At 33.4% G+C, this 25613-nt stretch carries 23 protein-coding genes; 18 read left to right on the plus strand and 5 right to left on the minus strand.

Annotated elements, in window-relative coordinates; genetic code table 11:
- Positions 1 to 228: 228 nt before the first annotated feature.
- Positions 229 to 3678: a pyruvate carboxylase gene (locus CD147_RS07840; RefSeq protein WP_103166859.1), complete on the plus strand. Its 3450-nt coding sequence runs from the start codon at positions 229 to 231 to the stop codon at positions 3676 to 3678.
- Positions 3679 to 3887: 209 nt separating this feature from the next.
- Here the strand turns inward: CD147_RS07840 and CD147_RS07845 are convergent, their stop codons facing one another.
- Positions 3888 to 4799 carry a COX15/CtaA family protein gene (locus CD147_RS07845; protein WP_103166860.1) on the minus strand — a complete coding sequence of 304 codons (912 nt, stop codon included), beginning with the start codon at positions 4797 to 4799 and terminating at the stop codon, positions 3888 to 3890.
- 282 nt (positions 4800 to 5081) lie between these two features.
- Here CD147_RS07845 and cyoE point away from each other — a divergent pair, with 282 nt between their 5' ends.
- From cyoE to CD147_RS07865, 4 genes are all read left to right on the plus strand, one after another.
- Positions 5082 to 5993, plus strand: a complete 912-nt coding sequence (gene cyoE / locus CD147_RS07850; RefSeq protein ID WP_103166861.1) for a heme o synthase — start codon at positions 5082 to 5084, stop codon at positions 5991 to 5993.
- Between the two features lie 30 nt (positions 5994 to 6023).
- Positions 6024 to 6485, plus strand: coding sequence for a DUF420 domain-containing protein (locus CD147_RS07855; RefSeq protein WP_103166862.1), 462 nt, complete (start codon positions 6024 to 6026; stop codon positions 6483 to 6485).
- Positions 6486 to 6714: 229 nt separating this feature from the next.
- Positions 6715 to 7776 (plus strand): CAP-associated domain-containing protein, encoded by a 1062-nt coding sequence (locus tag CD147_RS07860; protein WP_103166863.1) that lies wholly within the window; start codon positions 6715 to 6717, stop codon positions 7774 to 7776.
- An 89-nt stretch (positions 7777 to 7865) separates the two neighbouring features.
- On the plus strand, positions 7866 to 8300 hold the full coding sequence (locus CD147_RS07865) for a YlbF/YmcA family competence regulator (protein ID WP_103166864.1): 435 nt from the start codon (positions 7866 to 7868) through the stop codon (positions 8298 to 8300).
- Positions 8301 to 8414: 114 nt separating this feature from the next.
- Here the strand turns inward: CD147_RS07865 and CD147_RS07870 are convergent, their stop codons facing one another.
- Entirely contained in the window at positions 8415 to 9353 is a 939-nt protein-coding gene (locus CD147_RS07870; RefSeq protein ID WP_103166865.1) for a glycerophosphodiester phosphodiesterase family protein, read from the minus strand.
- 261 nt (positions 9354 to 9614) lie between these two features.
- Here CD147_RS07870 and CD147_RS07875 point away from each other — a divergent pair, with 261 nt between their 5' ends.
- Entirely contained in the window at positions 9615 to 9866 is a 252-nt protein-coding gene (locus tag CD147_RS07875; protein WP_103166866.1) for a DUF2129 domain-containing protein, read from the plus strand.
- Positions 9867 to 9895: 29 nt separating this feature from the next.
- On the opposite strand, the gene CD147_RS07880 is transcribed toward CD147_RS07875, so the two are convergent.
- A complete protein-coding gene (locus CD147_RS07880) occupies positions 9896 to 10285 on the minus strand; it encodes a DUF7147 family protein (protein WP_103166867.1) in 390 nt (129 codons plus the stop codon).
- 70 nt (positions 10286 to 10355) lie between these two features.
- Here CD147_RS07880 and rsmD point away from each other — a divergent pair, with 70 nt between their 5' ends.
- Both rsmD and coaD read left to right on the plus strand, forming a co-directional pair.
- The gene (gene rsmD / locus CD147_RS07885; RefSeq protein WP_103166868.1) at positions 10356 to 10907 is read left to right on the plus strand and encodes a 16S rRNA (guanine(966)-N(2))-methyltransferase RsmD; all 552 of its coding nucleotides are present in this window, start codon (positions 10356 to 10358) and stop codon (positions 10905 to 10907) included.
- Positions 10900 to 11388, plus strand: coding sequence for a pantetheine-phosphate adenylyltransferase (coaD, locus tag CD147_RS07890; RefSeq protein ID WP_103166869.1), 489 nt, complete (start codon positions 10900 to 10902; stop codon positions 11386 to 11388). The genes rsmD and coaD overlap by 8 nt, the downstream gene beginning before the upstream one ends.
- A gap of 331 nt (positions 11389 to 11719) precedes the next feature.
- Here the strand turns inward: coaD and CD147_RS07895 are convergent, their stop codons facing one another.
- The gene (locus CD147_RS07895) at positions 11720 to 12859 is read right to left on the minus strand and encodes a nucleotidyltransferase (RefSeq protein WP_103166870.1); all 1140 of its coding nucleotides are present in this window, start codon (positions 12857 to 12859) and stop codon (positions 11720 to 11722) included.
- 126 nt (positions 12860 to 12985) lie between these two features.
- Between CD147_RS07895 and CD147_RS07900 the strand changes: the two genes are divergently transcribed.
- The 5 genes from CD147_RS07900 (at position 12986) to pheT (ending at position 18682) form a co-directional block, all read left to right on the plus strand.
- Positions 12986 to 13543, plus strand: a complete 558-nt coding sequence (locus tag CD147_RS07900; protein ID WP_103166871.1) for a YceD family protein — start codon at positions 12986 to 12988, stop codon at positions 13541 to 13543.
- An 81-nt stretch (positions 13544 to 13624) separates the two neighbouring features.
- On the plus strand, positions 13625 to 13798 hold the full coding sequence (gene rpmF, locus CD147_RS07905; protein ID WP_001830121.1) for a 50S ribosomal protein L32: 174 nt from the start codon (positions 13625 to 13627) through the stop codon (positions 13796 to 13798).
- Between the two features lie 179 nt (positions 13799 to 13977).
- The gene (locus tag CD147_RS07910; protein WP_103166872.1) at positions 13978 to 14718 is read left to right on the plus strand and encodes a TrmH family RNA methyltransferase; all 741 of its coding nucleotides are present in this window, start codon (positions 13978 to 13980) and stop codon (positions 14716 to 14718) included.
- Between the two features lie 503 nt (positions 14719 to 15221).
- Complete coding sequence (gene pheS, locus CD147_RS07915) at positions 15222 to 16280, plus strand: phenylalanine--tRNA ligase subunit alpha (RefSeq protein WP_103166873.1); 1059 nt, start codon at positions 15222 to 15224, stop codon at positions 16278 to 16280.
- Positions 16280 to 18682 carry a phenylalanine--tRNA ligase subunit beta gene (gene pheT / locus CD147_RS07920; RefSeq protein ID WP_103166874.1) on the plus strand — a complete coding sequence of 801 codons (2403 nt, stop codon included), beginning with the start codon at positions 16280 to 16282 and terminating at the stop codon, positions 18680 to 18682. Before pheS ends, pheT begins: the two co-directional genes overlap by 1 nt.
- Before the next feature lie 104 nt (positions 18683 to 18786).
- Here pheT and rnhC read toward each other — a convergent pair whose 3' ends face one another.
- Positions 18787 to 19722 carry a ribonuclease HIII gene (gene rnhC, locus CD147_RS07925; RefSeq protein ID WP_103166875.1) on the minus strand — a complete coding sequence of 312 codons (936 nt, stop codon included), beginning with the start codon at positions 19720 to 19722 and terminating at the stop codon, positions 18787 to 18789.
- 349 nt (positions 19723 to 20071) lie between these two features.
- Between rnhC and zapA the strand changes: the two genes are divergently transcribed.
- The 5 genes from zapA (at position 20072) to trxA (ending at position 25521) form a co-directional block, all read left to right on the plus strand.
- Positions 20072 to 20338, plus strand: coding sequence for a cell division protein ZapA (gene zapA / locus CD147_RS07930; protein ID WP_103166876.1), 267 nt, complete (start codon positions 20072 to 20074; stop codon positions 20336 to 20338).
- Positions 20339 to 20860, plus strand: a complete 522-nt coding sequence (locus tag CD147_RS07935) for a CvpA family protein (protein ID WP_103166877.1) — start codon at positions 20339 to 20341, stop codon at positions 20858 to 20860.
- 75 nt (positions 20861 to 20935) lie between these two features.
- Positions 20936 to 22648 (plus strand): DNA polymerase/3'-5' exonuclease PolX, encoded by a 1713-nt coding sequence (polX, locus tag CD147_RS07940; RefSeq protein WP_103166878.1) that lies wholly within the window; start codon positions 20936 to 20938, stop codon positions 22646 to 22648.
- A gap of 9 nt (positions 22649 to 22657) precedes the next feature.
- A complete protein-coding gene (locus CD147_RS07945; RefSeq protein ID WP_103166879.1) occupies positions 22658 to 25009 on the plus strand; it encodes an endonuclease MutS2 in 2352 nt (783 codons plus the stop codon).
- Positions 25010 to 25206: 197 nt separating this feature from the next.
- On the plus strand, positions 25207 to 25521 hold the full coding sequence (gene trxA, locus CD147_RS07950; protein ID WP_011276093.1) for a thioredoxin: 315 nt from the start codon (positions 25207 to 25209) through the stop codon (positions 25519 to 25521).
- Positions 25522 to 25613: the final 92 nt, after the last annotated feature.

Raw genomic sequence — 25613 nt, forward strand, 5'->3', positions numbered from 1 at the left:
ATTTAAGTAGCGCTACTTTATCACAAGTGATAATATAAAGTTATTATTATCAATAACATTTAGTAATAGTTATAATAAGATATTTTAATCAAGGAAACTCTTAGTATTCATGACTTAAGATTATTATAGGTTAATTGATATAAAAAAATTATAGCTTTCTAAATTTATTTAAGATAAAATTTTATTATCTAATTAGTTAGAATTTTCAAACTTTAAGGGGGTCCTTCTTTGAAACACATCAAAAAGTTATTAGTAGCCAATCGTGGTGAAATTGCGATTAGAATTTTCAGGGCGGCAACAGAATTAAATATACAAACAGTAGCGATTTATTCTAATGAGGATAAAAATTCATTACATCGATATAAAGCAGATGAATCGTACCTAGTAGGAAAAGATTTAGGTCCTGCGGAAAGTTACTTAAATATTGAACGTATTATTGAGGTAGCTAAGCGTGCTAGTGTTGATGCGATACATCCAGGCTATGGTTTCTTGAGTGAGAATGAACATTTTGCGCAACGATGCGAAGAAGAAGGCATCAAATTTATTGGACCTCACTTAGACCATTTAGATATGTTTGGAGACAAGGTAAAAGCTAGAACAACTGCCATTAAAGCAAATTTACCAGTTATTCCTGGTACAGACGGTCCAATTGAAAATTATGAATCTGCTAGAACATTTGCTCATGAAGCTGGCTTCCCACTAATGATTAAAGCGACAAGTGGTGGCGGTGGTAAAGGTATGCGCATTGTTCGCCATGAAAGTGAATTAGAAGATGCTTTTTACAGAGCTAAATCAGAAGCTGAAAAATCATTTGGTAATAGTGAAGTTTATATTGAAAGATATATTGATAATCCAAAGCATATTGAAGTTCAAATCATCGGTGATGAATACGGTAATATCGTACATTTATATGAACGTGACTGTTCTGTACAACGACGTCATCAAAAAGTAGTAGAAGTAGCGCCTTCAGTCGGATTATCTAATAATTTAAGAGAACGTATTTGTGATGCTGCATTACAATTGATGCGTGATATTAAATACGTCAACGCTGGTACTGTAGAATTCTTAGTATCAGGGGATGAGTTTTTCTTTATCGAAGTGAATCCGCGTGTACAAGTAGAACATACTATTACTGAAATGATTACTGGAATTGATATCGTCAAAACGCAAATTTTAGTTGCAGACGGAGCTAATTTATTCGATGAACGTATTGCAATGCCGAAACAAGAAGATATCCAATCATTGGGATATGCTATTCAATGTCGTATTACAACTGAAGATCCAACTAATGATTTTATGCCTGATTCAGGCACTATCATTGCATATCGCTCAAGTGGTGGTTTTGGTGTACGTTTAGATGCTGGGGACGGATTCCAAGGTGCAGAAATTTCACCTTATTACGATTCTCTCTTAGTAAAACTATCTACACATGCTGTTACATTTAAACAAGCAGAAGAAAAAATGGAACGTTCATTACGTGAAATGCGAATTCGTGGTGTGAAAACGAATATTCCATTTTTAGTTAATGTTATGCGTAATGATAAGTTCCGTAGTGGCGATTATACAACGAAATTTATAGAAGAGACACCGGAATTATTCGATATTGCTCCAACACTTGACCGTGGTACTAAAACACTTGAATATATTGGGAATGTTACAATTAATGGTTTCCCTAATGTGGAAAAACGTGAAAAACCGGATTATGAAACTACTTCTATCCCTCAGGTTTCTAGCAAAAAAATACAAACTTTAAGTGGTACAAAGCAATTATTAGATAATAAAGGGCCACAAGCAGTTGCTAAATGGGTGCGAAAACAACAAGATGTTTTAGTTACTGATACAACATTCCGAGATGCACATCAATCATTATTAGCGACACGTGTACGTACAAAAGATATGATGAATATTGCTTCAAAAACTGCCGAAGTATTTAAAGATAGCTTTTCACTCGAAATGTGGGGCGGGGCAACATTTGATGTAGCTTATAACTTCTTGAAAGAAAATCCATGGGAAAGATTGGAAAAGTTACGTAAAGCAATTCCAAATGTTTTATTCCAAATGTTATTACGTGCTTCAAATGCAGTTGGCTATAAAAATTATGCGGACAATGTTATTGAGAAATTTGTTAAAGAGAGTGCCGATGCAGGGGTAGACGTCTTTCGTATTTTCGACTCATTAAACTGGGTGGATCAGATGAAAGTAGCTAATGAAGCAGTTCAAAATGCTGGAAAAATTTCTGAAGGTGCAATTTGTTACACAGGAGATATTCTAAATCCTGAACGTTCAAATATCTTTACGTTAGATTATTATGTAAACTTAGCCAAAGAACTCGAAAGAGAAGGGTTCCATATTTTAGCAATTAAAGATATGGCTGGCCTCTTAAAACCTAAAGCAGCATATGAATTAGTAGGTGAATTGAAAGCGGCAGTAGATTTACCAATTCATCTTCATACCCACGATACAAGTGGTAATGGATTATTAATTTATAAAGAAGCAATTGACGCTGGCGTAGACATTATTGATACGGCAGTAGCATCAATGAGTGGTTTAACAAGTCAACCAAGCGCTAATTCACTATATTACGCACTTAATGGTTTCGAACGTAATATGCGTACGGATATAGAAGGACTGGAAGAACTTAGTCATTATTGGGGTAATGTACGTCCTTATTACAATGACTTTGAAAGTGATATTAAATCTCCTAATACTGAAATTTATCAACACGAAATGCCTGGTGGACAATATTCTAATTTAGGACAACAAGCTAAAAGTTTAGGCTTAGGCACACGTTTTAACGAAGTCAAAGATATGTATCGTCGCGTAAACTTCTTATTCGGAGATATTGTAAAGGTAACACCTTCATCTAAAGTTGTAGGAGATATGGCACTTTATATGGTCCAAAATGATTTAGATGAAAAAGCGGTTATCGAACAAGGTCATAAACTTGATTTCCCTGAATCTGTAGTGTCTTACTTTAAAGGAGATATAGGTCAACCTGTTAATGGATTTAATAAACAATTACAAGAGGTTATTTTAAAAGGACAACGTCCACTAACAGAACGTCCAGGTGAATATTTAGAGTCTGTTGATTTTGATGCAATTCGCCAAGAGTTGGTTGAAAAAGACTATGGAGAAGTCACTGAACAAGATGTTATTAGTTATGTATTATATCCAAAAGTGTTTGATCAATATATTCAAACTAAGCAACAATATGGTGATTTATCATTATTGGATACGCCAACATTCTTCTTTGGTATGCGTAATGGGGAAACAGTTGAAATAGAAATTGATACTGGTAAACGTTTGATTATTAAACTAGAAACAATTAGTGAAGCTGATGAGAATGGTAACCGAACTATTTATTATGTAATGAATGGTCAAGCTCGCCGTATTACCATTAAAGATGAAAATGTAAAAACAAACGCTAATATTAAACCAAAAGCTGATAAAACGAACCCAAGTCATATTGGAGCGCAAATGCCAGGTTCGGTCACTGAGGTTAAAGTGGCTATAGGAGACGAAGTTAAAGTAAATCAACCGTTGCTCATTACTGAAGCTATGAAAATGGAAACAACTATTCAAGCACCATTTAATGGTACAATTAAAAAGGTAACTGTAACGAATGGTGAGGCTATTGCTACAGGTGATTTATTAATTGAAATTGAAAAAGCTGAATAATTAAATGGATTATAAACAAAAGCGATCGTAACGTTTAGATAAAACGTTTCGGTCGTTTTTATTCTTATTTAAAAAATTTCAAAAGTAATATTAGCGTATTATTTATTTTCTTGACTTATAGAGAAATCGTAAACTTGAATGAATATATGTGAGGGATATAAAAAACACACTGAAGTAACTTTGAAAAATTACTTCAGTGTGTTCTAGAATTAACCACGTTTACTTCTAATTGAACGAAGCATTAGCATGATAAAGTAAGCAATCATACCAAATAAAATTGTAATACATAGTGCATGTATTAAAGCGATAAATAAATTAACGTTTGTAATTACTGATAAGGCACCGGTAATAACTTGAATGATAATTAAAATAAATGCTGTAGTATAACCATACCGGATTGTACGATTTTCAGAGTAATTCTTAACGGCATGGATAAACGTTACCATTATCCAAAAGAACGCAATGCAAGCCATACCACGGTGCGCGAACTGTACCCAGTCTTGTTCAGTATGCGGGATAATATCATCAAATGGTAGTGGCCAAGCACCGTAGGCTAAACTCGCTTTCGCATGTCGTACTAATGCACCAGTATAAATTGTTAAATATACAATACCAGTCATAATCCACGTAAGTGTTCTTAATGGCTTTTTAATAAATAATTCATCCGCTTCATATTTTTTATCTACTTCAAAAATAATGAGCATTAACACAAATACAGAAGAAAAACTTATAAGTGAGATGCCGAAATGAAGTGCTAAAACATAAGAATTTTGTTGCCATATAACAGCTGCAGCACCTATCAATGCTTGTACTAATAGAAATGCAACACTGATAATTGAAAGTGGTTTAACTTCTCTGATATACCCGATATTTTTCCAAGCAGTAATAGCTAACCATAATACAACAATTAAGGATAGCCCTGAGACAGCTCGGTGACTTAGTTCGATAATTGTAGCAATTGGTAGATTTTGAGGTAATAAAGCGCCGTTACAGAGCGGCCACGAAGCTCCACACCCGTCTTCCGAACCTGTCTTAGTTACTAGCGCTCCGCCAAGTTGTACAAATGCCATTATGATTGTCGCTAATACTGATAACCATTTAAGGTTTCGTCTATTAAACAATGTTAAACACCCCATCATTAACTAAGAGTTCATAGAGATTGAAAATCACTACTTGATTTCCAAGCGTAAACTATTAATGTTTTACTCTCGTTATTTGCTCCTAATCAATGTCTATATTTTTATAAATTTTATTATTACAACAATTATACATCATAAGTGATGAACAACAAATAGTGATACAGAATGTCGTTAAAGTGTCACAATTTAATTTGCTATAAAACTAGTCAATTATTAATAATTGCTATATCATATTATTATATGGATAAATCAAGGAGGGGGACCATGAGCAAAGAACAAACTTTATCGCAAGCATCAGGCCGTGTTTCTTTTAAAGAGTTGCAACAAATTATAAAAATGGGCTTGGTGCAAGGTAACTTAATTCCAGCTTTTGCTGGAGCTTGGTTAGCGGTTGTGATGACAAATCATTCCTTCCTATCGTCAATACCTCAAATTCTATTAATGTTGATTGGCTCAACATTAATTATGGGTGGAGCTTGTGCATTGAATAATTATTATGATCAAGATATCGATAGTATAATGCCAAGTAAACAAAATAGACCGACAGTTAATGATAGAATTTCAGATAAAAATTTATTAATTTTAAGTTTTGGTATGATGTTAGTAGGAGAGGCTTGCTTATTCTTATTAAATGTACCATCAGGAGTACTAGGACTTATCGGCATCGTAGGTTACGTGTCTTATTACTCTATTTGGTCTAAAAGACATACAACTTGGAACACTGTAGTAGGTAGTTTTCCAGGAGCAGTACCACCGTTAATCGGTTGGGTAGCCATCGATGGTAATATTAGCCTTGTGGCTATTGCACTATTTTTAGTTATCTTTTGTTGGCAACCTATTCATTTCTACGCGTTAGCGATTAAACGTAGTGATGAATATTCATTAGCTAATATTCCTATGTTGCCTTCAGTAAAAGGGTTTAAACGCACTCGAGTAAGCATATTTATTTGGTTAGTTTTCTTACTTCCATTACCATTCTTGCTATCAAGTCTAGGAACAACATTTGTAGTATTAGCGACATTATTAAATTTAGGTTGGATTTATGTTGGTTTAACATCATTTAAAAAACATACAGATCAAACTAAATGGGCAACAAAAATGTTTATTTACTCACTAAATTACTTAGTAGTGTTTTTCGTTTTAGTTGTTGTCGTTTCGTTAATTAAGATGATTTAAAAATATTTAAATTAAATAAGGATGAAACATATGAATTTACCAATTCTACCAACTATTAGTACAAGTTGTATTGTAATTAGTGCTATATTTGTGGCAATTGGCTGGTGGCAAATTTGGCATCGCCATATTGATAAACACAAAAAAACAATGTTATGGGCAGCGGTGTTTGCATTAACGTTCTTTATTATTTATGCATCAAGAACGATCTTCATAGGTAATACAGATTTTGGGGGACCAGATTCAGTTAGAACATATTATAAAATATTTTTAATTTTCCACATTAATCTTGCTACAATCGGTGGAATATTAGGATTAGTTCAAATTATTACTGCGTTTAAAGATAAATTTAACTGGCATAGAAAAGCAGGTCCAGTCGCATCGATTATTTGGTTCTTTACAGCCATTACTGGTGTAGCGGTTTATTTGCTTTTATACGTGTTCTATCCAGGTGGAGAAACAACATCAGTAATTAAAGCTACGTTAGGTTTATAATACGTTCTTTAAAACTATAAATTAATATTAAAATCATGTAATATTGAAGGCTAAGACATTAATTTGATTGTCTTAGCCTTCATTTTTCATTTTAGAAACATGTTTAATTTTTTCTAAAATAGGTATTAATTAATTTGACTATAAAATTGTTTAAGTGAAATAAGGATATCTTGATTATTAAATTAGTTATTTTGTACAATAGATGTAATTATTAATAGGTGGGTGAAAGATGGCAAAATTAATTATTAAAGTATTAGGCGTAATATTTTTAATCATGTTTCTAATATATTTATTTTACTCACCAAGACTGAAGTTTGATGTATTGGAAAACCCTAATAAATCAACTACGACAAATCGAACAGAACAGACACCGCATTCCAAAACTAATACTGAAAATCCGGCTCCTAAAAAGGGTGTAGGAACTTGGATAGGTAAAGATATAAGCTATTTAACAAGTAAATATGGGCAAGCTACACGTACGTACCCTTTTAAAGGCCGTTATATGAATTACATATTTAAGAAAGACGAACAATATTATATCGTATCCACTAGAAATGATAAGATAAAATCTGTTTATGCAACTGGTCAAAAAGCCCAAATAGAACCGTTAGAGATTAATGAGAGTGCAGCACATATTTTTGAAAATACTAGCATTAACCCTGACCCATCGATTAAAGTAAATGGAAAACGTTACAATTTTGAATTATCTGATGAAGATATTAAAACGCAAACATTAATCAAATATGGTGATGTCTATGCGCAAGTATATGTAGATCAACAATCTAATCAAATCATGGGTATGCGCTACTTAGACAAAGAAGCGTTAGTCTTCTTAAAGCCATATCAATTAGCTAATGAAGAAAATAGCGACAACGGCAGTGAAGAGGTATTCAATAAGGATAAAAAAGATACACTTCCTTATGAACAAAATCCTAATCAATTGATGACATTGTATGAAATTACGAATGAAATGCGTAAGTTGAAAAATCTTAAGCCTTTAACTGTCAATTCGGATTTATCACATATTGCTTCTGTAAATTTATATGAAGCTACAGGTACTGAAGATGTAGAATTTACTGAGGATGCGTTAAAAAGTCAATTAGGAAATGAATCTATTTCATTTACTTCAACAAGCCAAAATGTGGGTTATGACTTCGATGATGTACCAACGCTAATCCATAGTTGGATGAATTCAGATATGCACCGTTCGAGAATGCTTAAAAACAAATATGATGAAATGGGTGGCGAAGTAATGAGAAATTATTACTCACTCATTTTCGTAGAGAAATAACATGGTAGATAGATAATAAAAAGACGCTTTGAATAGTGAATTAAGTATCAACATGATTAGTTTAATAAATTAAGAAAGGAGTGGATTAAATGTATACTGAGGATACAGTAGCAATTTTAGATGATATAGAGGGATTATCCGATATGATAGTCCAATCTAAACTTTATTATGATTATCGTCAAGCGCAAGAAAAGTTAGATAATGACGATGAAGCCCATCTAATGTATCAAGCATTTATGAAAGCTAAGACACGTTATGATGAAGTGATGCGTTTTGGTAAATATCATCCTGATTATCAAAAAGTAATGATGGAAACACGACGTCGTAAACGTGCTTACGAAATGTTACCAGTAGTTATGGATTATAAATCTAAAGAAGTGGCATTACAGAATTTAATTGACGAAGTAGTTACTAAGATTGCTTTTTCTGTTTCTGAAAATGTTAAAATCGAAGCGGGAAATCCTTTCTTTAAAACAAGTCATGATGGATGTGCCACAGGAGGCTCTTGTAATTGTAGTCTTTAATTTTAAAAGATGATATTCCTTAGTTCGTTTAGAGTACAAATTTTAAATAGTTTAATCAAAATGCACCTTTAAAGTTGGAATGAAAATTAACTTTAAAGGTGCATATTAATTACGTTAATCGATAGTATCGTTAGTAGATAATGTTGCTTTAAATTGTTTCCCTAAATCTGGACGATCTGTAACTAGTGTGTGAACACCTTTGGCATATAAATCCGTCATCATATCTATACTATTTATGCCATAAAAGCCTGGCACAACGTTTAATAAGTTAAGCCATTGAATAAAACGCTTAGATGTTAGAGGAACACCTTTGAATGAAGTTGGCATTTGGAAAGTATCCGCCACAGGGTGGTATGTGTTTCCTAAACCGGTATTGAATTTAATAAATCCTTCTGCAACTTCTTGTTGACTAGCACCTATAGCGATATCCCCGTTGCTAATCTTTCTAAAACGCTCATTTTGTTGTTTATGAAAACTTGTTACAAGGACACGTTGTGTAGCATTATTATTCATAATCGCTTCATTCATTTTTTGAGGGGCTACTGTCCCTTCATAACTACTAGGTTCGTCTTTTAAATCTACATTAATATACATATTAGGGTACATGTTAAGAAGTTCTTCAAATGTTAAAATTTTAGCTTTTTCATGATTTCTATATGGATGGTCGCCATTAATATCAGTGAAATGGTAACCTGCATCAAGACGTTTTAATTCTGATACAGTATGCTCACTTACTTTTCCGGAACCATTCGTAGTACGATCAACAGTAGCATCGTGAAAGACGACTAATTGTTCATCTTTTGTTAAACGCACGTCTGTTTCAAAGCCGTCTAAACCATGAGCTACTGCGTTATCAAATGCTAATTGCGTTTGTTCTGGTCGTACAGCCATTCCACCTCTATGTGCGAAAATATAGGGGGCTGGACTATCAAAGAATTTAGGAATAGTTTTAGCATTTGTTGTTTCTTTATTTTTATTTATGAAAAATAGGCTACCTAATAAACTAGCACTTGCTATACTTAAATTGAAAGCCCATCTCTTCTTATTTGTCATCAGTCATACCTCCTCAAAGTTATTGTAAGCGTACCAAAGTTTATCTCTTTTCAAAAGTAAAGTAATATTTAGGGTCTAAATCATTTAAAATTCAAAAATAATAACACACATAACTAAGTTGAGGTTGGGACACCATTTATCGGATTCCCAGAGCACAAATAATTAATGCCACAGTCTCGTTCTAAACTTCAGTTTTAAATATTTTATAAAATTTATAGTCATGGTATAGTAGTTATGCATAATAAATGGAGTGAGTATATTATGGAATTAGTACCTAGAGTTAGTTTGATTGTTTATTTAAAACATATAAAACATGAACGTCAAATTCGTAAGTATGGTCATATTGTGTATACAAATAAACAGCGAAAATACGTTGTATTATATATTAATGAACAAGATGCAGATACAATTATTCAAAAATTAATGAAGCTTAAATATGTGCTTGATATTGATGGTTCACCATATAAGTATCTTAAAAAAACATATGAAAAAGAAAAACACGAGATGCTATAGTTGTACAGAAGACGAGATAATAGTTAAGTTTATTGCATTGGCGGTATCCACTTTTGTAGTCGTAATACTCCAGTTAAATAGTTAAAATATTGTTCACGTGTATGGAACGTTTCGGAAGGTTGAACATCAAGACCGAAGACTGGAACGTTATATTTTTTGGCTTGGTGATTAATGAGTTCGAATTTTTTATTTCCATCAGGATAAGGATATTTCAATGCATTAAGCATCATATACATAGCTTGAAAATGTTTGCCAGATGTAGGATGCATAATTATGACTACCGAAGAAAGTTGTTGTGTAGATTGTGGTGAATGTAAGTACACTATCTTATCTATGCGGGGATAATTGTATTCAATAAGTGTAGTAAATTCGAATAAATCAGTGAGTCCTTCGCCTAAGACGATAAAAGATTGTTTCATATAATAATCATTCTCCTTTTTCACAACAAATTATATTAAATAACCTGATGAAATGGAAGTGTAAGTCAATATGAGAGTTATAGCAGGAAAGCATAAAAGTAAACCTTTAGAGAGTCTAGAAGGGCGAAATACACGTCCAACTATGGATAAAGTGAAAGAAGGTATCTTTAATAGTTTACAAGACGTGCATGGTCTTGGATTAGATTTATTTGCTGGAAGTGGCGCTTTAGGTATAGAAGCTCTATCGCGTGGCATGGAGAAGGTCATCTTTGTAGATCAAAACTTTAAAGCCGTTAAAGTAATCCAAGCAAATTTAAAACAATTAGATTTACGTGATCATGCTGAAGTTTATAAAAATAATGCTGATCGTGCATTAAAAGCATTAAATAAACGCGAACTTCAATTTGACTTTATCTTCTTAGACCCTCCCTATAATAAAGGATTGATTGATAAGGCCTTAGAGCAAATCGCTGAGTTTAATTTATTAAAAGAAAATGGTATCATCGTTTGTGAGTTTAGCAATCAAGAACAAATTGACACCAAAGGTTTCCAAGTGATTAAACAATATCATTATGGATTAACCGATACTTTGTTACTAGAAAAAGGAGAACAAGATGGTTAAAACTAAAGCGGTCATTCCAGGCAGTTTCGACCCGATTACATATGGTCACATTGATATCATTGAAAGAAGTGCCGGACGTTTTGATGAACTTCATGTATGTGTATTAAAAAACAGTAGTAAAGCAGGGACGTTTAGCATTGAAGAACGCATGGATTTAATTCGTGAATCTGTGAAGCACCTTCCTAACGTAGAGGTGCATAATTACAATGGTTTGCTAGTCGATTTTTGTGATAAGATTGGCGCCCAAACGATTATTCGTGGGTTAAGAGCCGTAAGTGACTTTGAATATGAATTGCGTTTAACATCGATGAATAAAAAGTTAAACAGCAACGTTGAAACAATGTATATGATGACAAGCACCAATTATTCTTTTATCAGTTCAAGCGTTGTAAAAGAAGTTGCGCAATATAAAGCTGATATTTCAGATTTTGTACCTTTAAATGTACAAGAAGCTTTAAAAGAAAAATTCAATAAAAAATAAAGTATATTTAGATAACCATTCTTGTCTATAAAAATGAGAAATAAAGAGGTAGAAACAGATTCACCATGGCTTACTGACCATAAAAGATTCATGTTTTAACCTCTTGTAAATTAGACCATTTGCTGGGAGTGGGACAGAAATCTAGGGAGTGGGACAGAAATCTAATGTAATTTTAAAGATTTCGTCGTCCCACCCCGGCAAGGTTGACTAGAAATGAAGAAAGTGAGGCTCGAACGCATCTTTATTTCAGACAACTACTGCCATAACTATAGGCTAAACCATTTTTTTATTAATGGATCAGCCTCTTTTTATGTGAATTTATTATGAAAAGTTACTTTGACGACCTTATGACAGGAGTATTAAAGTCATTGGCTATTTGATTTGATAGCAGGTTATAAATATTAGTGGCTTTAATTTCATTTTTAAACAACTTAACATTCTTTTTATTAACGTTAGTGATAAATTGACGTTCGGGAAATTGAGTTTTTAAATATTTCAAATATTGTTGTCCAGTATCGTTCATACCTAGAACGCGCACTCCCTCGATGTGGGTAGATAAGTCATCTTTAGGTATATGTAACAGAATTTGCATAAGCACCCGTTGTAAATGGGTATATGTAAAGCGCTTCGTTTTAATTAAAGACATATATTCTTCAAAACTATGAGCGTTTAGAATAGACGCTTTTAATCGATTTTCCAAACCTTCAGTCATAGTATAAATATTTGATAATTCATCTTCAGAATGATTTAAAATTTCAAATTTAATAAAGTTAAATGCCTGTTCTTTTAATAGATGTGGAGGCTCATACAAGTGTTGTATGTTTTGTGGCACGACAGTTTTCCATTGATTGTCATTATTTGTTAGTGCTTTTCTTATTGCTGAGCCACTTGCGAATAAATGATGATTGATAGACTTATCTTGGTGTTGTGAAGCTAAACGTTCGATTGTTAAGCCTTGAATATTAGGTGCGTGTAACGCCATTGCTTTTAAATAGGCGACACTGAGAATGTTATTTGACGATTGTAATATCTCTCTATCTTCAATCAGTTCATGCATAATTGTGGCATAACTTTTTCCTCTTTTTATTAATTTTTGAAAATGAGGTGAATGTTCTAAATTGATGATATTATTTGCCACATTTTCAAGGCGGGAAATATTAGCAATTTCACTGCCAAAAGCAATTACATCTATATCAAGATACTGAGCCACTTTAACTGCTAATTCAGCGAAATAATCACTAGACGAAAGGCTAGCCATTAGTGGAAGTTCAACTACCAAATCAACGCCTGACAGTGCCATTTTGGTGCGTAGAAATTTATTATATATAGCGGGCTCTCCTCGCATAACAAAATTGCCACTCATTAATGCTATAGAAACATGAGCATTAGACTTTGATTTCGCTTGTTGTGCATGATATAAATGGCCATTATGAAATGGATTATACTCTGTAATGAGTCCAACACTTTTCATTTGCATTTCGTCCTTTCAGTATTCATTATTAGTATTGTAACAGAATGGAGTATGTTAAGAAAAAATCTTGACAACTTATACTTGTAAAGTTAAAATAAATTTTGTGTTTGTTAGAGGTGAAGCCATATGAAATGGTCAATAACGCAATTAAGAAAATATCAAGGTAAGCCATTTGAGTTCAATCAGACGGCTAATTTTGAAGATTTAATAGAACCATTAGGTTTGATTGATTTATCAGAGATTAATGTCGAAGGTGAATTAACTGTAAAATCAAATGAAGTCATTGCAGATATTCATTTAACTGGAACATATACAATGCCTTGTGCACGTACATTAGTACCTGTAGATGTTCCTTTAGATGTTCGTACGTCTGAAGTATTTGATTTAGAAGGTTATGATAATTATGCTGATGAGGAAATAGATGATGATGAACATTATCATCTTGCAACTGACGGCATGATTAATATCCGAGACATTGCTAAAGAATTGGTTATCATTGAGAAACCAATGCGAGCTTTTTCTGAGAATAGCGATCAAATGCTAACAGAAGGTCATGGTTGGGAAGTTATTGACGAAGATCAGATGATCGAACTTGAAAAAGAAAAAGACAATGACGATTCCCAAACTCAACAAGTTGATCCTAGGCTTCAAAAATTACAACAATTATACGATAAAGAGCAATAGCAGGTTGTTTTAAATTGTAGTATAATGATTTAATGACCTAACACTTAAGATTACGTGTTTAAATATTAAGGAGGATATATCATGGCAGTACCAAAAAGAAGAACGTCTAAAACTAGAAAAAACAAACGTCGTACGCACTTCAAAATTTCAGTACCTGGTATGACTGAATGCCCAAATTGTGGCGAATACAAATTATCTCACCGTGTATGTAAAAACTGTGGTTCTTACAATGGTGAAGAAGTCGTTTCTAAATAATCGACTAATCGAATAGGTAATAACTAAGAGGCTAAGTCATTTATAAAATGGCTTAGCCCTTTTTTCATTTTGTCTCTATCTTATTCAGTTAAGATGTTATACTTTATAGTAATCAAGATGAATTGAGAAACTAAAGCATGGTGCTATGTTAAATAATATATTAATAATGGAGACAATATATGGAACAAATTACGTCAGCTCAAAATAATAAAATTAAAAATGCGAATAAATTAAAAAAGAAACGTGACCGTGATAAAACCGGCCAAGCACTTATAGAAGGTATTCATTTAATTGAAGAGGCTTATCAAAGCGGTATCGCAATTAAACAACTATTTGTTATAGAACCAGACAGAACAGAAGACGCACTCTTGAATTACGCTGAAGAAACTTTTGAAATTAATATGAAAGTAGCTGAATCTTTATCGGGAACTATTACACCCCAAGGATTCTTTGCTGTTATTGAGAAACCAACTTACGACATTACTCAAGCTAAACAAGTTTTACTCATCGATCGTATTCAAGACCCTGGTAACTTAGGAACATTGATTCGTACTGCAGATGCCGCAGGGCTTGACTTAATTGTTATGGAAAAGGGGACGGCCGATGCCTACCAAGATAAAGTTTTAAGAGCTAGTCAAGGTAGCGTTTTTCACATTCCTGTGATAACAACTGATTTAAATGAGTTTATTTCACAATTTGAAGGACCTGTATATGGCACAGCGCTTGAAAATGCAGTGTCATATAAAGAAGTTACTACGCAAGCATCATTTGCTTTACTTCTAGGTAACGAAGGTGAAGGGGTTAATAAAGACTTATTAGCACATACTTCTCAAAATCTTACAATTCCGATATATGGTAAGGCGGAAAGTTTAAATGTGGCAATTGCAGGAAGTATCTTGCTTTACCATTTGAAAGGTTGACCCCTTTATTTAAAATCGGCTATACTTAGATATACACATTTACTATTAATAATAAAACACAATACAAAAATTGAATGATTAACCTATAAAAAGACCTTAACTAATAAAAAGGATTGTGCAGGGAGAGTAAGCGTGACTGAAAATTACTCCAATTCTAATTAGTTTCTTTCATCTTTTTGGTTGAGACTGGATAAAACACTTAAAATGTAATTTAATTAATTACATGTATTTGATTTATAAGTATCAATGTCCTGTTCTCCGGAGCACGTCTTCGTTAACAACGTATACAAGTGTATGTAAAGTAAAGGAACTAGACTTTAACCACACGCTTTGGACACTATCTAACGGTATGCCCATAGCAAGGTTTTGTCTATAGTCTTTTGCGCTAACATAAATTTGGGTGGTACCACGGAAGGCTTTCGTCCCAGTTTTAGGGAGGAGAGTCTTTTTTTCGTAAAAATAAAATTAATTTGATTATGAATATAATTGAGAGGTGTAAGTTAATGACTCAGAACGATTCAATGGCGGAATTAAAACAACAAGCACTTGTTGATATTAATGAAGCGCAAAATGAACGAGAATTGCAAGATGTAAAAGTGAAATATTTAGGTAAAAAAGGTTCAGTAAGTGGCTTAATGAAGAATATGAAAGACTTACCTAATGAGGAAAAGCCTGCTTATGGTCAAAAGGTAAATGAATTAAGACAGACAATCCAAAATGAATTAGATGAAAAACAAACACTGTTAAAAACAGAAAAATTAAATCAACAATTAGCTGAAGAAACAATTGACGTTACATTACCTAGCCGTCAAATTAGCATCGGCTCAAAACATCCATTAACTAGAACTGTTGAAGAAATTGAAGACTTATTCTTAGGGCTTGGTTATGAAATTGTAGATGGTTATGAAGTTGAACAAGACTATTATAATTTTGAAGCATTAAACTTACCTAAATCGCATCCCGCACGCGATATGCAAGATAGTTTTTACATTACCGATGAAATTCTAATGCGTACCCATACTTCACCAGTACAAGCACGTACGATGGAGAAACGTAATGGTCAAGGTCCTGTTAAAATTATTTGTCCTGGTAAAGTGTACCGTCGTGATTCAGATGATGCGACACATAGTCACCAATTTACACAAATTGAAGGTTTAGTTGTCGATAAAAATATTAAAATGAGTGATTTAAAAGGGACATTAGAATTAGTAGCTAAAAAATTATTTGGTGCTGATCGTGAAATTCGGTTACGTCCAAGTTATTTCCCATTTACTGAACCATCAGTTGAAGTAGATGTGTCTTGTTTTAAATGTAAAGGGCAAGGATGTAATGTATGTAAACATACAGGATGGATTGAAATTCTTGGTGCGGGTATGGTACACCCCAATGTACTTGAAATGGCTGGGTTTGACTCTAATGAATATTCTGGTTTCGCATTTGGTATGGGACCAGACCGTATCGCAATGTTGAAATATGGTATTGAAGATATTCGCCATTTCTACACAAATGATGTTCGATTCCTTGACCAATTTAAAGCAGTTGAAGATAGAGGTGAATTATAATGTTGATTTCAAATGAATGGTTAAAAGATTACGTTGATGCAGGCGTAACAGTACAAGACCTGGCCGAACGTATTACACGTACAGGTATTGAAGTAGATGACATCATTGACTATACAAAAGATATTAAAAATTTAGTGGTTGGTTATGTACAATCTAAAGAAAAACATCCCGATGCTGACAAATTAAATATTTGCCAAGTAGATATTGGTGACGAAGAACCTGTTCAAATCGTATGTGGCGCACCAAACGTAGATGCAGGTCAACATGTTATTGTTGCTAAAGTAGGAGGACGTTTACCTGGTGGCATTAAGATTAAGCGAGCAAAATTACGTGGTGAACGCTCTGAAGGCATGATTTGTTCATTACAAGAAATTGGTATTTCTGGTAATGTCGTTCCTAAAGCATATGAGAATGGTATTTTCGTTTTCCCAACTGAAGTTAAACCAGGCACAGATGCTTTAACTGCACTTTATTTAAATGATCAAGTGATGGAATTTGATTTAACACCTAACCGTGCAGATGCATTAAGTATGGTAGGTACAGCTTATGAAGTAGCTGCGTTATATCAAACAGAAATGACTAAACCTGAAACTCAAAGTAACGAAAACTCAGAATCTGCGACAAATGCATTATCTGTTTCAGTGAATAATCCTGAAAAAGTTCCGTATTATAGCGCGCGTATCGTGAAGAACGTGACGATTGCGCCATCTCCAATTTGGATGCAAGCACGTTTAATCAAAGCAAGTATTCGACCAATTAATAATGTAGTCGATATTTCAAATTACGTATTATTAGAATACGGTCAACCATTGCACATGTTTGATCAAAACAACATTGGTTCACAAGAGATTGTGGTGCGTCAAGCGCAAACGGATGAAACGATGACGACGTTAGATAATTCAGAACGTACATTAGTCGATACTGATATTGTTATTTCAAACGGTAAAGAACCTATCGCATTAGCTGGTGTGATGGGGGGAGACTTTTCAGAAGTAACAGAACAAACTACAAATGTCGTAGTAGAAGGAGCAATATTCGATCCAGTTTCAATTCGTCATACTTCACGCCGTTTAAATTTACGTAGTGAAGCTTCTAGCCGTTTTGAAAAGGGTATTGCCACTGAATTTGTCGACGAAGCGGTAGACAGAGCATGCTATTTATTACAAACATATGCATCTGGCGAAGTGTTGCAAGATAGAGTTTCAGCTGGCGATTTAGGTGACTTTGTAACTCCAATTGATATTACAGTAGACAAAGTAAACCAAACAATCGGTTTTGAACTATCAAGTGATGAGATTAAAGCGATCTTTGAACAATTAGGCTTTAAGACAACACAAGATGACGATACTTTAACAGTAGAAGTACCATCACGTCGTAAAGATATTACAATCAAAGAAGATTTAATTGAAGAAGTTGCACGAATTTATGGCTATGATGATATTCCATCTTCGTTACCAATTTTTGGAGAAGTAACAAGTGGTGAGTTAACTGACCGTCAGTATAAAACACGTACGGTTAAAGACACGCTTGAAGGAGCTGGATTAAATCAAGCAATTACGTATTCATTAGTATCTAAAGACCATGCGCAAGACTTTGCGTTACAAGAACGTCCAACTATCAGTTTATTGATGCCTATGAGTGAAGCGCATTCTACATTACGTCAAAGCCTATTACCACATTTAATTGAGGCTACTGCTTATAATGTTGCACGTAAAAATAAAGATGTACGTCTATATGAAGTAGGTCGTGTGTTCTTTGGTAATGGTGAAGGCGAATTACCTGACGAAGTAGAATACTTAAGTGGTATTTTAACTGGTGAGTATATGGTAAATGCTTGGCAAGGTAAAAAAGAAGAGATAGATTTCTTTATTGCTAAAGGTGTAGTTGATCGCGTTGCTGAAAAATTAAATCTTGAGTTTAGTTACAAAGCTGGAGAAATTAGTGGTCTCCACCCTGGACGAACTGCTATCGTTTCATTGAACGGTACTGAAATTGGATTTATCGGGGAATTACATCCACAAGTAGCAGCTGATAATGATTTAAAACGCACATATGTATTTGAATTAAATTATGACGCAATGATGGAAGTGGCAGTAGGATATATTAACTATGCACCAATTCCTAAATTCCCAGGTGTAACACGAGATATCGCTTTAGAAGTAAACCATGAAGTGCCATCATCAGAATTACTTCAAATCATTCATGATAATGGTGAAGATATTCTTCAACATACTTTAGTATTCGACGTTTATGAAGGTGAACATTTAGAAGAAGGTAAAAAATCAGTAGCCATTCGTTTAAATTACTTAGATACTGAAGACACATTAACAGATGAACGCGTATCTAAAGTGCATGACAAAGTATTAGAAGCATTACAAGCTAAAGGTGCTGTCATTAGATAATATAAAGATATCAGGGTATAACCCTTAAAATATAGGCGTAGAGATGATTCTATAGTTGAATCACCTCTACGCCTGCTTTGTTAGCAATACTATTTAATATAAAGTTATTCATATTTTTGTTGGACTAAATGTTGGGCTTTATCACGGTTTTTAAAATGCTTTTTTGAAATACTATCTAGTTTAGCGATGCCATGTTGTTCAATAATACGGGCTGCTGCTAAATCAACTTTATTACTTGCACCTTTAGGGATTTCACAACGCATTAGTTGAGCTATATGGTCCATATGTTTTACGAAAGCATATCTTGAAATAATACTAGCAACTGCAATAGCTAATGATTTTGATTCGCCTTTAGTCTCAAACTTTGTTTTATCTGGAAAAGGCAGCGCGCTTAAGGCATAGCGTTGATATACCCCACGTACGGCAAATTGGTCGATTACGATATAATCAAGTTCATTTATATCAATCTTCTGAGTAACATTTTTAATGGCTTCATTATGTAAAACAGCTTTCATTTTTACTTGAGACCAACCGATTGACTGTCTATCGTTATACTTCACGTTATCTAATGTTAGAAGTGAGTGGGGGATAAAAGTAACTAACTGTTCTGCTAGTTCTACAATTTTAGTATCTGTTAATTTTTTAGAATCATCGACGCCTAATGTTTTAAGAATCTCTACGTGTTCTTTTGAAACATAGGCTGCACAAACGGTTAATGGCCCAAAGTAATCGCCACTACCAGCTTCATCGCTACCGATACAATTATATTGATTATATGAAATAATACTTTTATTTTCTTTTGATGAAGCAGTAGAACGTGTTGAAGACGAGGCACTATGATTAGGTAATAATTGTTGTGCTACCATTTCGGCGTTTTTTCCTTGAAACATTACTTTTCCGGAATTATAAATATTGATGACTGCTTGGTTATGTTTAATTCGCGCTTTCATACCAGCAGGCAACTGTGATGTTTCAAATTTTAATTGTTTCATGAGTTGTTGAATTTCTTGTTCTGATAATTTATGAACGACATTAGCCATTAACTTACTTGACCTCACTTTTCAAAATACTATTAAAACAATGATAAGCATAACATAAATATTATTTAACAATCGATAAAGTATAAAGATATGCTTTGATTGTAGAAAGTATAAGGAATAACTACTTACAAATATTAGTATCCTAATGTATAATAAATTGTGAAATTCTACTATATAAAGAGGTTGAACGATGGTTAGAATTTGAGCAAAAACGAACGACGAGCGAGATTGAAACTTGAATTTTATTATCATTAGAGTCTATGTTCAATTTGCATATCATAGCGTATTTCATGATAAAATTCTCATGTTGACCCCGTCAAGAATAATAAAAATGTCAGGAGTTAGTGCTATGGGAGAGTTTAAAAATCGTATTAATGTAACTATTAATGATCAAAATTATACAATAATCGGTGAAGAAAACCCGGAGCATATTCGTTATGTGGCACATTTAGTTGATGAAAAGTTAAAAGAATTAGGACGTAAATCAACTGGATTAGATACTACTAGAAAGTCTATTTTAACAGCGGTTAATATTATGCATGAAAAAGTGAAGCTAGAAGAGGAGAATCGCAAGTTGTTACAAGAAATTAAGCAATTAAAAGAACGAGATGAATAAATGATCATCGATTTAATTGTCTTACTTATCATCGTATATTATTTAATCATTGGTTTTAGAAGAGGCGCATGGTTGAACAGTCTACATTTCTTATCTTCTGTGGCTGCTATAGTCATCGCGCATCAATTTTATCGCGCTATAGCTAAACAATTGATTGTTTTTGTGCCATTTCCTAAGACAATTGCATTTGATACTACCTACGCTTATCACTTTAATGAATTGCAACAACGTTTTGATTCAGTTATTGCTTTTCTTTTAATTACTGTAGTGTGCAAGTTGCTTTTATATCTTATTGTTGTAAGTTTTGATAATATAATGACGTATCAGCATCTGAGTCTGCTAAGCAGAATATTTGGAAGTGTGATTAGCGTTATTATGGCAATGCTTATCATTCAATTAATGATATACGTTGTTGCACTTTATCCTATTGAGTGGTTGCAACAAAGTTTGAAACATTCATACCTTGGAAGCTTTATTTTATTTAATACACCGTTTTTCTCGTCTTACATTCTAAATTTATAATACTAAAACTGATATGAGGTCAGGACAAGGCTACGTTATTAAAAGTCCTGGTCTTCTTTTTATGGAGTGAGCATATTGACTAAAAAAGATATTATTCAACTGTTAGAAAAGATAGCTATATATATGGAATTAAATGGAGAAAACACATTCAAAGTTTCTGCTTATAGAAAAGCAGCACAAAGTCTAGAAATTGACGAACGACCTTTAGATGATATTGAAGATGTGACTGAATTAAAAGGTATCGGTAAAGGTGTAGGCGACGTTATTAATGAATATCGCACTACTGGTGAATCAGCAGTGTTAAATGAATTACAACAATTAGTGCCTGCTGGCTTAATTACTCTTATGAAGATTCAAGGATTAGGTAGTAAAAAAATAGCTAAACTTTATAAAGAACTTAATGTAACAGATAAAGAAAGTCTGCAAGCAGCCTGTGAAGCGGGAAAAGTGAGCGAACTTAGTGGGTTTGCTAAAAAAACAGAACAAAATATTTTAGAAGCAGTAAAAGCGTTAGGTGCTAAAAAAGAACGCTATCCAATTGATTTAATGCGTAATTTAAATAAAACGATTATACAATATCTGGAAACGCTTGAAGAAATTGAAAAGTATTCAGAAGCAGGCAGTTTCCGTCGTTATAAAGAAATGAGTAAAGACCTAGATTATATTATTAGTACAAATAACCCTGAAAAAGTTCAACAACAACTTCTCAACATTCCTAATAAAGTGAAAGAAGTGGCATTAGGTCAAACAAAAGTATCATTAGAATTAACTTATGATGACGAAACAATCGGTGTCGATTTCAGACTTATTGAACCAGCAGCTTTTTATCATACACTTCAACATTTCACTGGTTCTAAAGATCATAATATTCGTATACGACAACTTGCAAAAGAACAGCAAGAAAAAGTAAGTGAATATGGTATCGAACAACAAGACGGCACACTTCTACAATTTCAAAGTGAAGAAGAAATTTATCAACACTTTGGTAAAAAATGGATGGCACCAACAATGCGTGAAGACGGTAGCGAGTTTGACCGTGATTTAAGTAATATCGTGACCTTAGATGATATCAATGGCGATATTCATATGCATACCACATACAGTGATGGTGCTTTTTCAATTAGAGACATGGTAGAAGCAAATATTAAAAAAGGCTACCAATTTATGGTTATTACAGATCATTCTCAAAGCTTAAAAGTAGCAAATGGATTACAAGTTGAACGTTTATTAAGACAAAATGAAGAAATAAAACAACTCAATGAAGAGTACGATGAAATTGATATCTATTCCGGTACAGAAATGGATATTCTTCCGGATGGTTCTTTAGATTATGATGATGACGTGTTAGCGCAACTTGATTATGTTATAGCTGCTATTCACCAAAGTTTTAACCAATCTGAAGAAGAAATTATGAAACGTTTAGAAAATGCATGCCGTAATCCATATGTAAGACATATCGCTCATCCAACAGGACGAATTATAGGGCGACGCGAAGGTTATCAACCTAACATTGAACAATTAATGGCCTTAGCAGAAGAAACGAATACCATTATGGAGATTAATGCTAATCCAAAACGTTTAGATTTAAATGCTGAAACAGTAAGGAAATATTCAAACGTTAAACTAACCATTAATACAGATGCACATTATATTGATCATTTAGACTTTATGAAATATGGAATTGCGACAGCTCAAAAAGGATTTGTAGCTAAAGATAGAGTGATTAATACGATGTCTCGAGAAGCGTTTAAAGACTTAGTAGAAAATAATATTAAATTGAAGAAATAGAGGGATTGTATGAGACAAAAAACATTAGACGTCTTAGAATTCGATAAGATCAAATCATTTGTAGCCTCTGAGACTGTAAGTGATTTAGGACGTGAAAAAGTGTCTAAGATGTCTCCAGCTATAGATTTTGAAACTGTAGTATTTCAAATTAATGAGACTGATGAAATCTCACAAATTTATAATAAACATCGTTTACCAAGTTTAAGTGGCTTGGCTAAAGTGTCGCCATTGGTTCATCGAGCAACGATTGGTGGCGTTCTGAATGTCTCTGAATTGAATCTAATCAAGCGATTAATTCAAGTTCAAAATCAATTCAAAACGTTTTATAATCAATTAGTTGAAGAAGATGAAGGTGTGGTTAAGTATCCTATCTTGAATGATAAGATGAACCAATTACCAGTATTAACAGACCTTTTTCAAGAAATAAATGAAAAATGTGACGCACATGATTTATATGATAGCGCCAGTTATGAACTACAAGGTATACGAAGTAAGATTTCAAGCACCAATCAACGTATCAGACAAAATTTAGATCGCATCGTTAAAAGTCAAGCTAATCAAAAGAAACTATCAGACGCAATTATAACAGTGCGTAATGATCGTAATGTTATTCCAGTCAAAGCTGAATATCGACAAGACTTTAAGGGGATTGTACATGACCAATCAGCTTCAGGGCAGACATTATATATTGAGCCTTCTTCGATTGTAGAAATGAATAATCAAATTAGTCGTTTACGCAATGATGAAGCAGTAGAACGTGAACGTATCCTAACTGAATTAACTGGAATGGTAGCTGCAGACGCAGATGGTTGTTTAATTGCGGAATCTGTTATGGGGCAAATTGATTTCCTAACTGCAAAAGCGCGGTATGCACGTTCAATTAAAGGGACTAAACCAACATTTCATAAAGAAAGAACGGTATATCTCCCTAACGCCTATCACCCATTATTAAATAAAGAAACAGTGGTAGCAAACACTATTGAATTTATTGATGATGTTGAAACGGTAATCATCACAGGGCCGAACACTGGTGGTAAAACAGTAACACTAAAAACGCTAGGCTTAATCATAGTTATGGCGCAGTCTGGTTTACTAATCCCTACCTTAGACGGAAGTCAGTTAAGCGTCTTTGAAAATGTATACTGTGACATTGGCGATGAACAATCTATTGAACAATCGTTATCAACCTTTTCATCTCATATGAAAAATATTGTTGAAATTCTACAAGAGACTGATAAGAACAGTTTAGTTTTATTTGATGAACTTGGAGCAGGAACGGATCCAAGCGAAGGTGCTGCACTCGCTATGAGTATTCTAGATAACGTCCGAAATATTGGTTCTTTAGTAATGGCAACTACTCATTATCCTGAGCTTAAAGCGTATAGTTATAATCGTGAAGGTGTCATGAACGCTAGTGTAGAATTTGATGTCAATACACTAAGTCCTACGTATAAACTTTTAATGGGAGTACCAGGTCGTTCTAATGCATTTGATATTTCTAGAAAATTAGGACTCAGCCTTAGCATCATAAATAAAGCGAAGACAATGATTGGTACAGATGAACAAGAAATCAATTCTATGATAGAATCCTTAGAAAAAAATTCTAAACGTGTAGATGAACAACGGATTGAATTAGATAGACTGTTGCGTGAAGCTAAAACAACACATGATGATTTAGAAAAACAATATGAACAATATAAAAATTATGAACAAAAATTAATGGATGAGGCTAAAGAAAAGGCTAATCGACGCGTTAAATCTGCTACTAAAGAGGCAGATGAAATATTAAAAGAATTAAGAGAATTACGCGACAAAAAAGGCGCTGACGTTAAAGAACATGAACTAATTGATAAGAAAAAACAATTAGATGACCAATATGAAGCTAAATCAATAAAACAAAAAATTCAAAAACAAAAACATGATGCGATTCATGCTGGTGATGAAGTTAAAGTGTTATCTTATGGCCAAAAAGGTGAAGTTCTAGAATTAGTAGGCGATAATGAAGCGGTCGTTCAAATGGGTATTATTAAAATGAAGTTACCTATTGAGGATTTAGAAAAAACGAAGAAAAAACAAGAAAAACCAGCTAAGATGGTTACTCGACAAAATCGTCAGACGATTAAAACAGAGTTAGATTTACGAGGTTACCGTTATGAAGAAGCGATAGGCGAACTTGATCAATATATTGATCAAGCAGTATTGAGTAATTATGAACAAGTTTATATTATTCATGGTAAAGGTACAGGCGCCCTTCAAAAAGGGGTGCAAAATCACTTAAAAAAACACAAAAGTGTTCGTTCGTATCGCGGAGGAATGCCGAGTGAAGGTGGTTTTGGCGTAACTGTTGCAGAACTCAAATGATTGAAATAATAATTATTAAGCATGAATATTGATTTTTTGGGTATATAACGTAAAATAAAGCAAGTGAATGAAACAAGATGACAACTCATTTGATAAACAAAATGATACAAATTTTTAAATGAGCAAGAGCAATGCAGAGGATATAAAAGTCTGTTATAATTTGCTCATCATTCAAAATTTAAGGAGGATTGGCATTTATGGCAATCGTAAAAGTAACGGATTCAAACTTTGATGAAAACATTCAATCAGGCGTTAAATTAGTAGACTTTTGGGCAACTTGGTGTGGACCTTGTAAAATGATCGCGCCAGTATTAGAAGAATTAGCTGGAGACTACGATGGTAAAGCAGATATCTTAAAATTAGATGTTGATGAAAATCCATCAACAGCTGCTAAATTTGAAGTAATGAGTATTCCAACTTTAATCGTCTTTAAAGATGGAGAACCAGTTGATAAAGTAGTAGGTTTCCAACCTAAAGAAAACTTAGCTGAAGTATTAGATAAACATCTATAAGAATGAAAAGAACTAAATTGAGACTGGGGCATTACATTAAATGTAATCGCTCCGTCTTTTTTATATGTGACTAAAAGATAAAGAAAGGAGGA

It is taken from the genome of Staphylococcus devriesei (assembly GCF_002902625.1).
Taxonomy (GTDB): Bacteria; Bacillota; Bacilli; order Staphylococcales; family Staphylococcaceae; genus Staphylococcus; species Staphylococcus devriesei.

Coding starts and splice junctions, on each gene's coding strand:
- cyoE (WP_103166861.1), top strand. CDS start 5,082: ATGAGCAAAGAACAAACTTTATCGCAAGCATCAGGCCGTGTTTCTTTT.
- CD147_RS07855 (WP_103166862.1), top strand. CDS start 6,024: ATGAATTTACCAATTCTACCAACTATTAGTACAAGTTGTATTGTAATT.
- CD147_RS07860 (WP_103166863.1), top strand. CDS start 6,715: ATGGCAAAATTAATTATTAAAGTATTAGGCGTAATATTTTTAATCATG.
- CD147_RS07865 (WP_103166864.1), top strand. CDS start 7,866: ATGTATACTGAGGATACAGTAGCAATTTTAGATGATATAGAGGGATTA.
- CD147_RS07870 (WP_103166865.1), bottom strand. CDS start 9,353: ATGACAAATAAGAAGAGATGGGCTTTCAATTTAAGTATAGCAAGTGCT.
- CD147_RS07875 (WP_103166866.1), top strand. CDS start 9,615: ATGGAATTAGTACCTAGAGTTAGTTTGATTGTTTATTTAAAACATATA.
- CD147_RS07880 (WP_103166867.1), bottom strand. CDS start 10,285: ATGAAACAATCTTTTATCGTCTTAGGCGAAGGACTCACTGATTTATTC.
- rsmD (WP_103166868.1), top strand. CDS start 10,356: ATGAGAGTTATAGCAGGAAAGCATAAAAGTAAACCTTTAGAGAGTCTA.
- coaD (WP_103166869.1), top strand. CDS start 10,900: ATGGTTAAAACTAAAGCGGTCATTCCAGGCAGTTTCGACCCGATTACA.
- CD147_RS07895 (WP_103166870.1), bottom strand. CDS start 12,859: ATGAAAAGTGTTGGACTCATTACAGAGTATAATCCATTTCATAATGGC.
- CD147_RS07900 (WP_103166871.1), top strand. CDS start 12,986: ATGAAATGGTCAATAACGCAATTAAGAAAATATCAAGGTAAGCCATTT.
- rpmF (WP_001830121.1), top strand. CDS start 13,625: ATGGCAGTACCAAAAAGAAGAACGTCTAAAACTAGAAAAAACAAACGT.
- CD147_RS07910 (WP_103166872.1), top strand. CDS start 13,978: ATGGAACAAATTACGTCAGCTCAAAATAATAAAATTAAAAATGCGAAT.
- pheS (WP_103166873.1), top strand. CDS start 15,222: ATGACTCAGAACGATTCAATGGCGGAATTAAAACAACAAGCACTTGTT.
- pheT (WP_103166874.1), top strand. CDS start 16,280: ATGTTGATTTCAAATGAATGGTTAAAAGATTACGTTGATGCAGGCGTA.
- rnhC (WP_103166875.1), bottom strand. CDS start 19,722: ATGGCTAATGTCGTTCATAAATTATCAGAACAAGAAATTCAACAACTC.
- zapA (WP_103166876.1), top strand. CDS start 20,072: ATGGGAGAGTTTAAAAATCGTATTAATGTAACTATTAATGATCAAAAT.
- CD147_RS07935 (WP_103166877.1), top strand. CDS start 20,339: ATGATCATCGATTTAATTGTCTTACTTATCATCGTATATTATTTAATC.
- CD147_RS07945 (WP_103166879.1), top strand. CDS start 22,658: ATGAGACAAAAAACATTAGACGTCTTAGAATTCGATAAGATCAAATCA.
- trxA (WP_011276093.1), top strand. CDS start 25,207: ATGGCAATCGTAAAAGTAACGGATTCAAACTTTGATGAAAACATTCAA.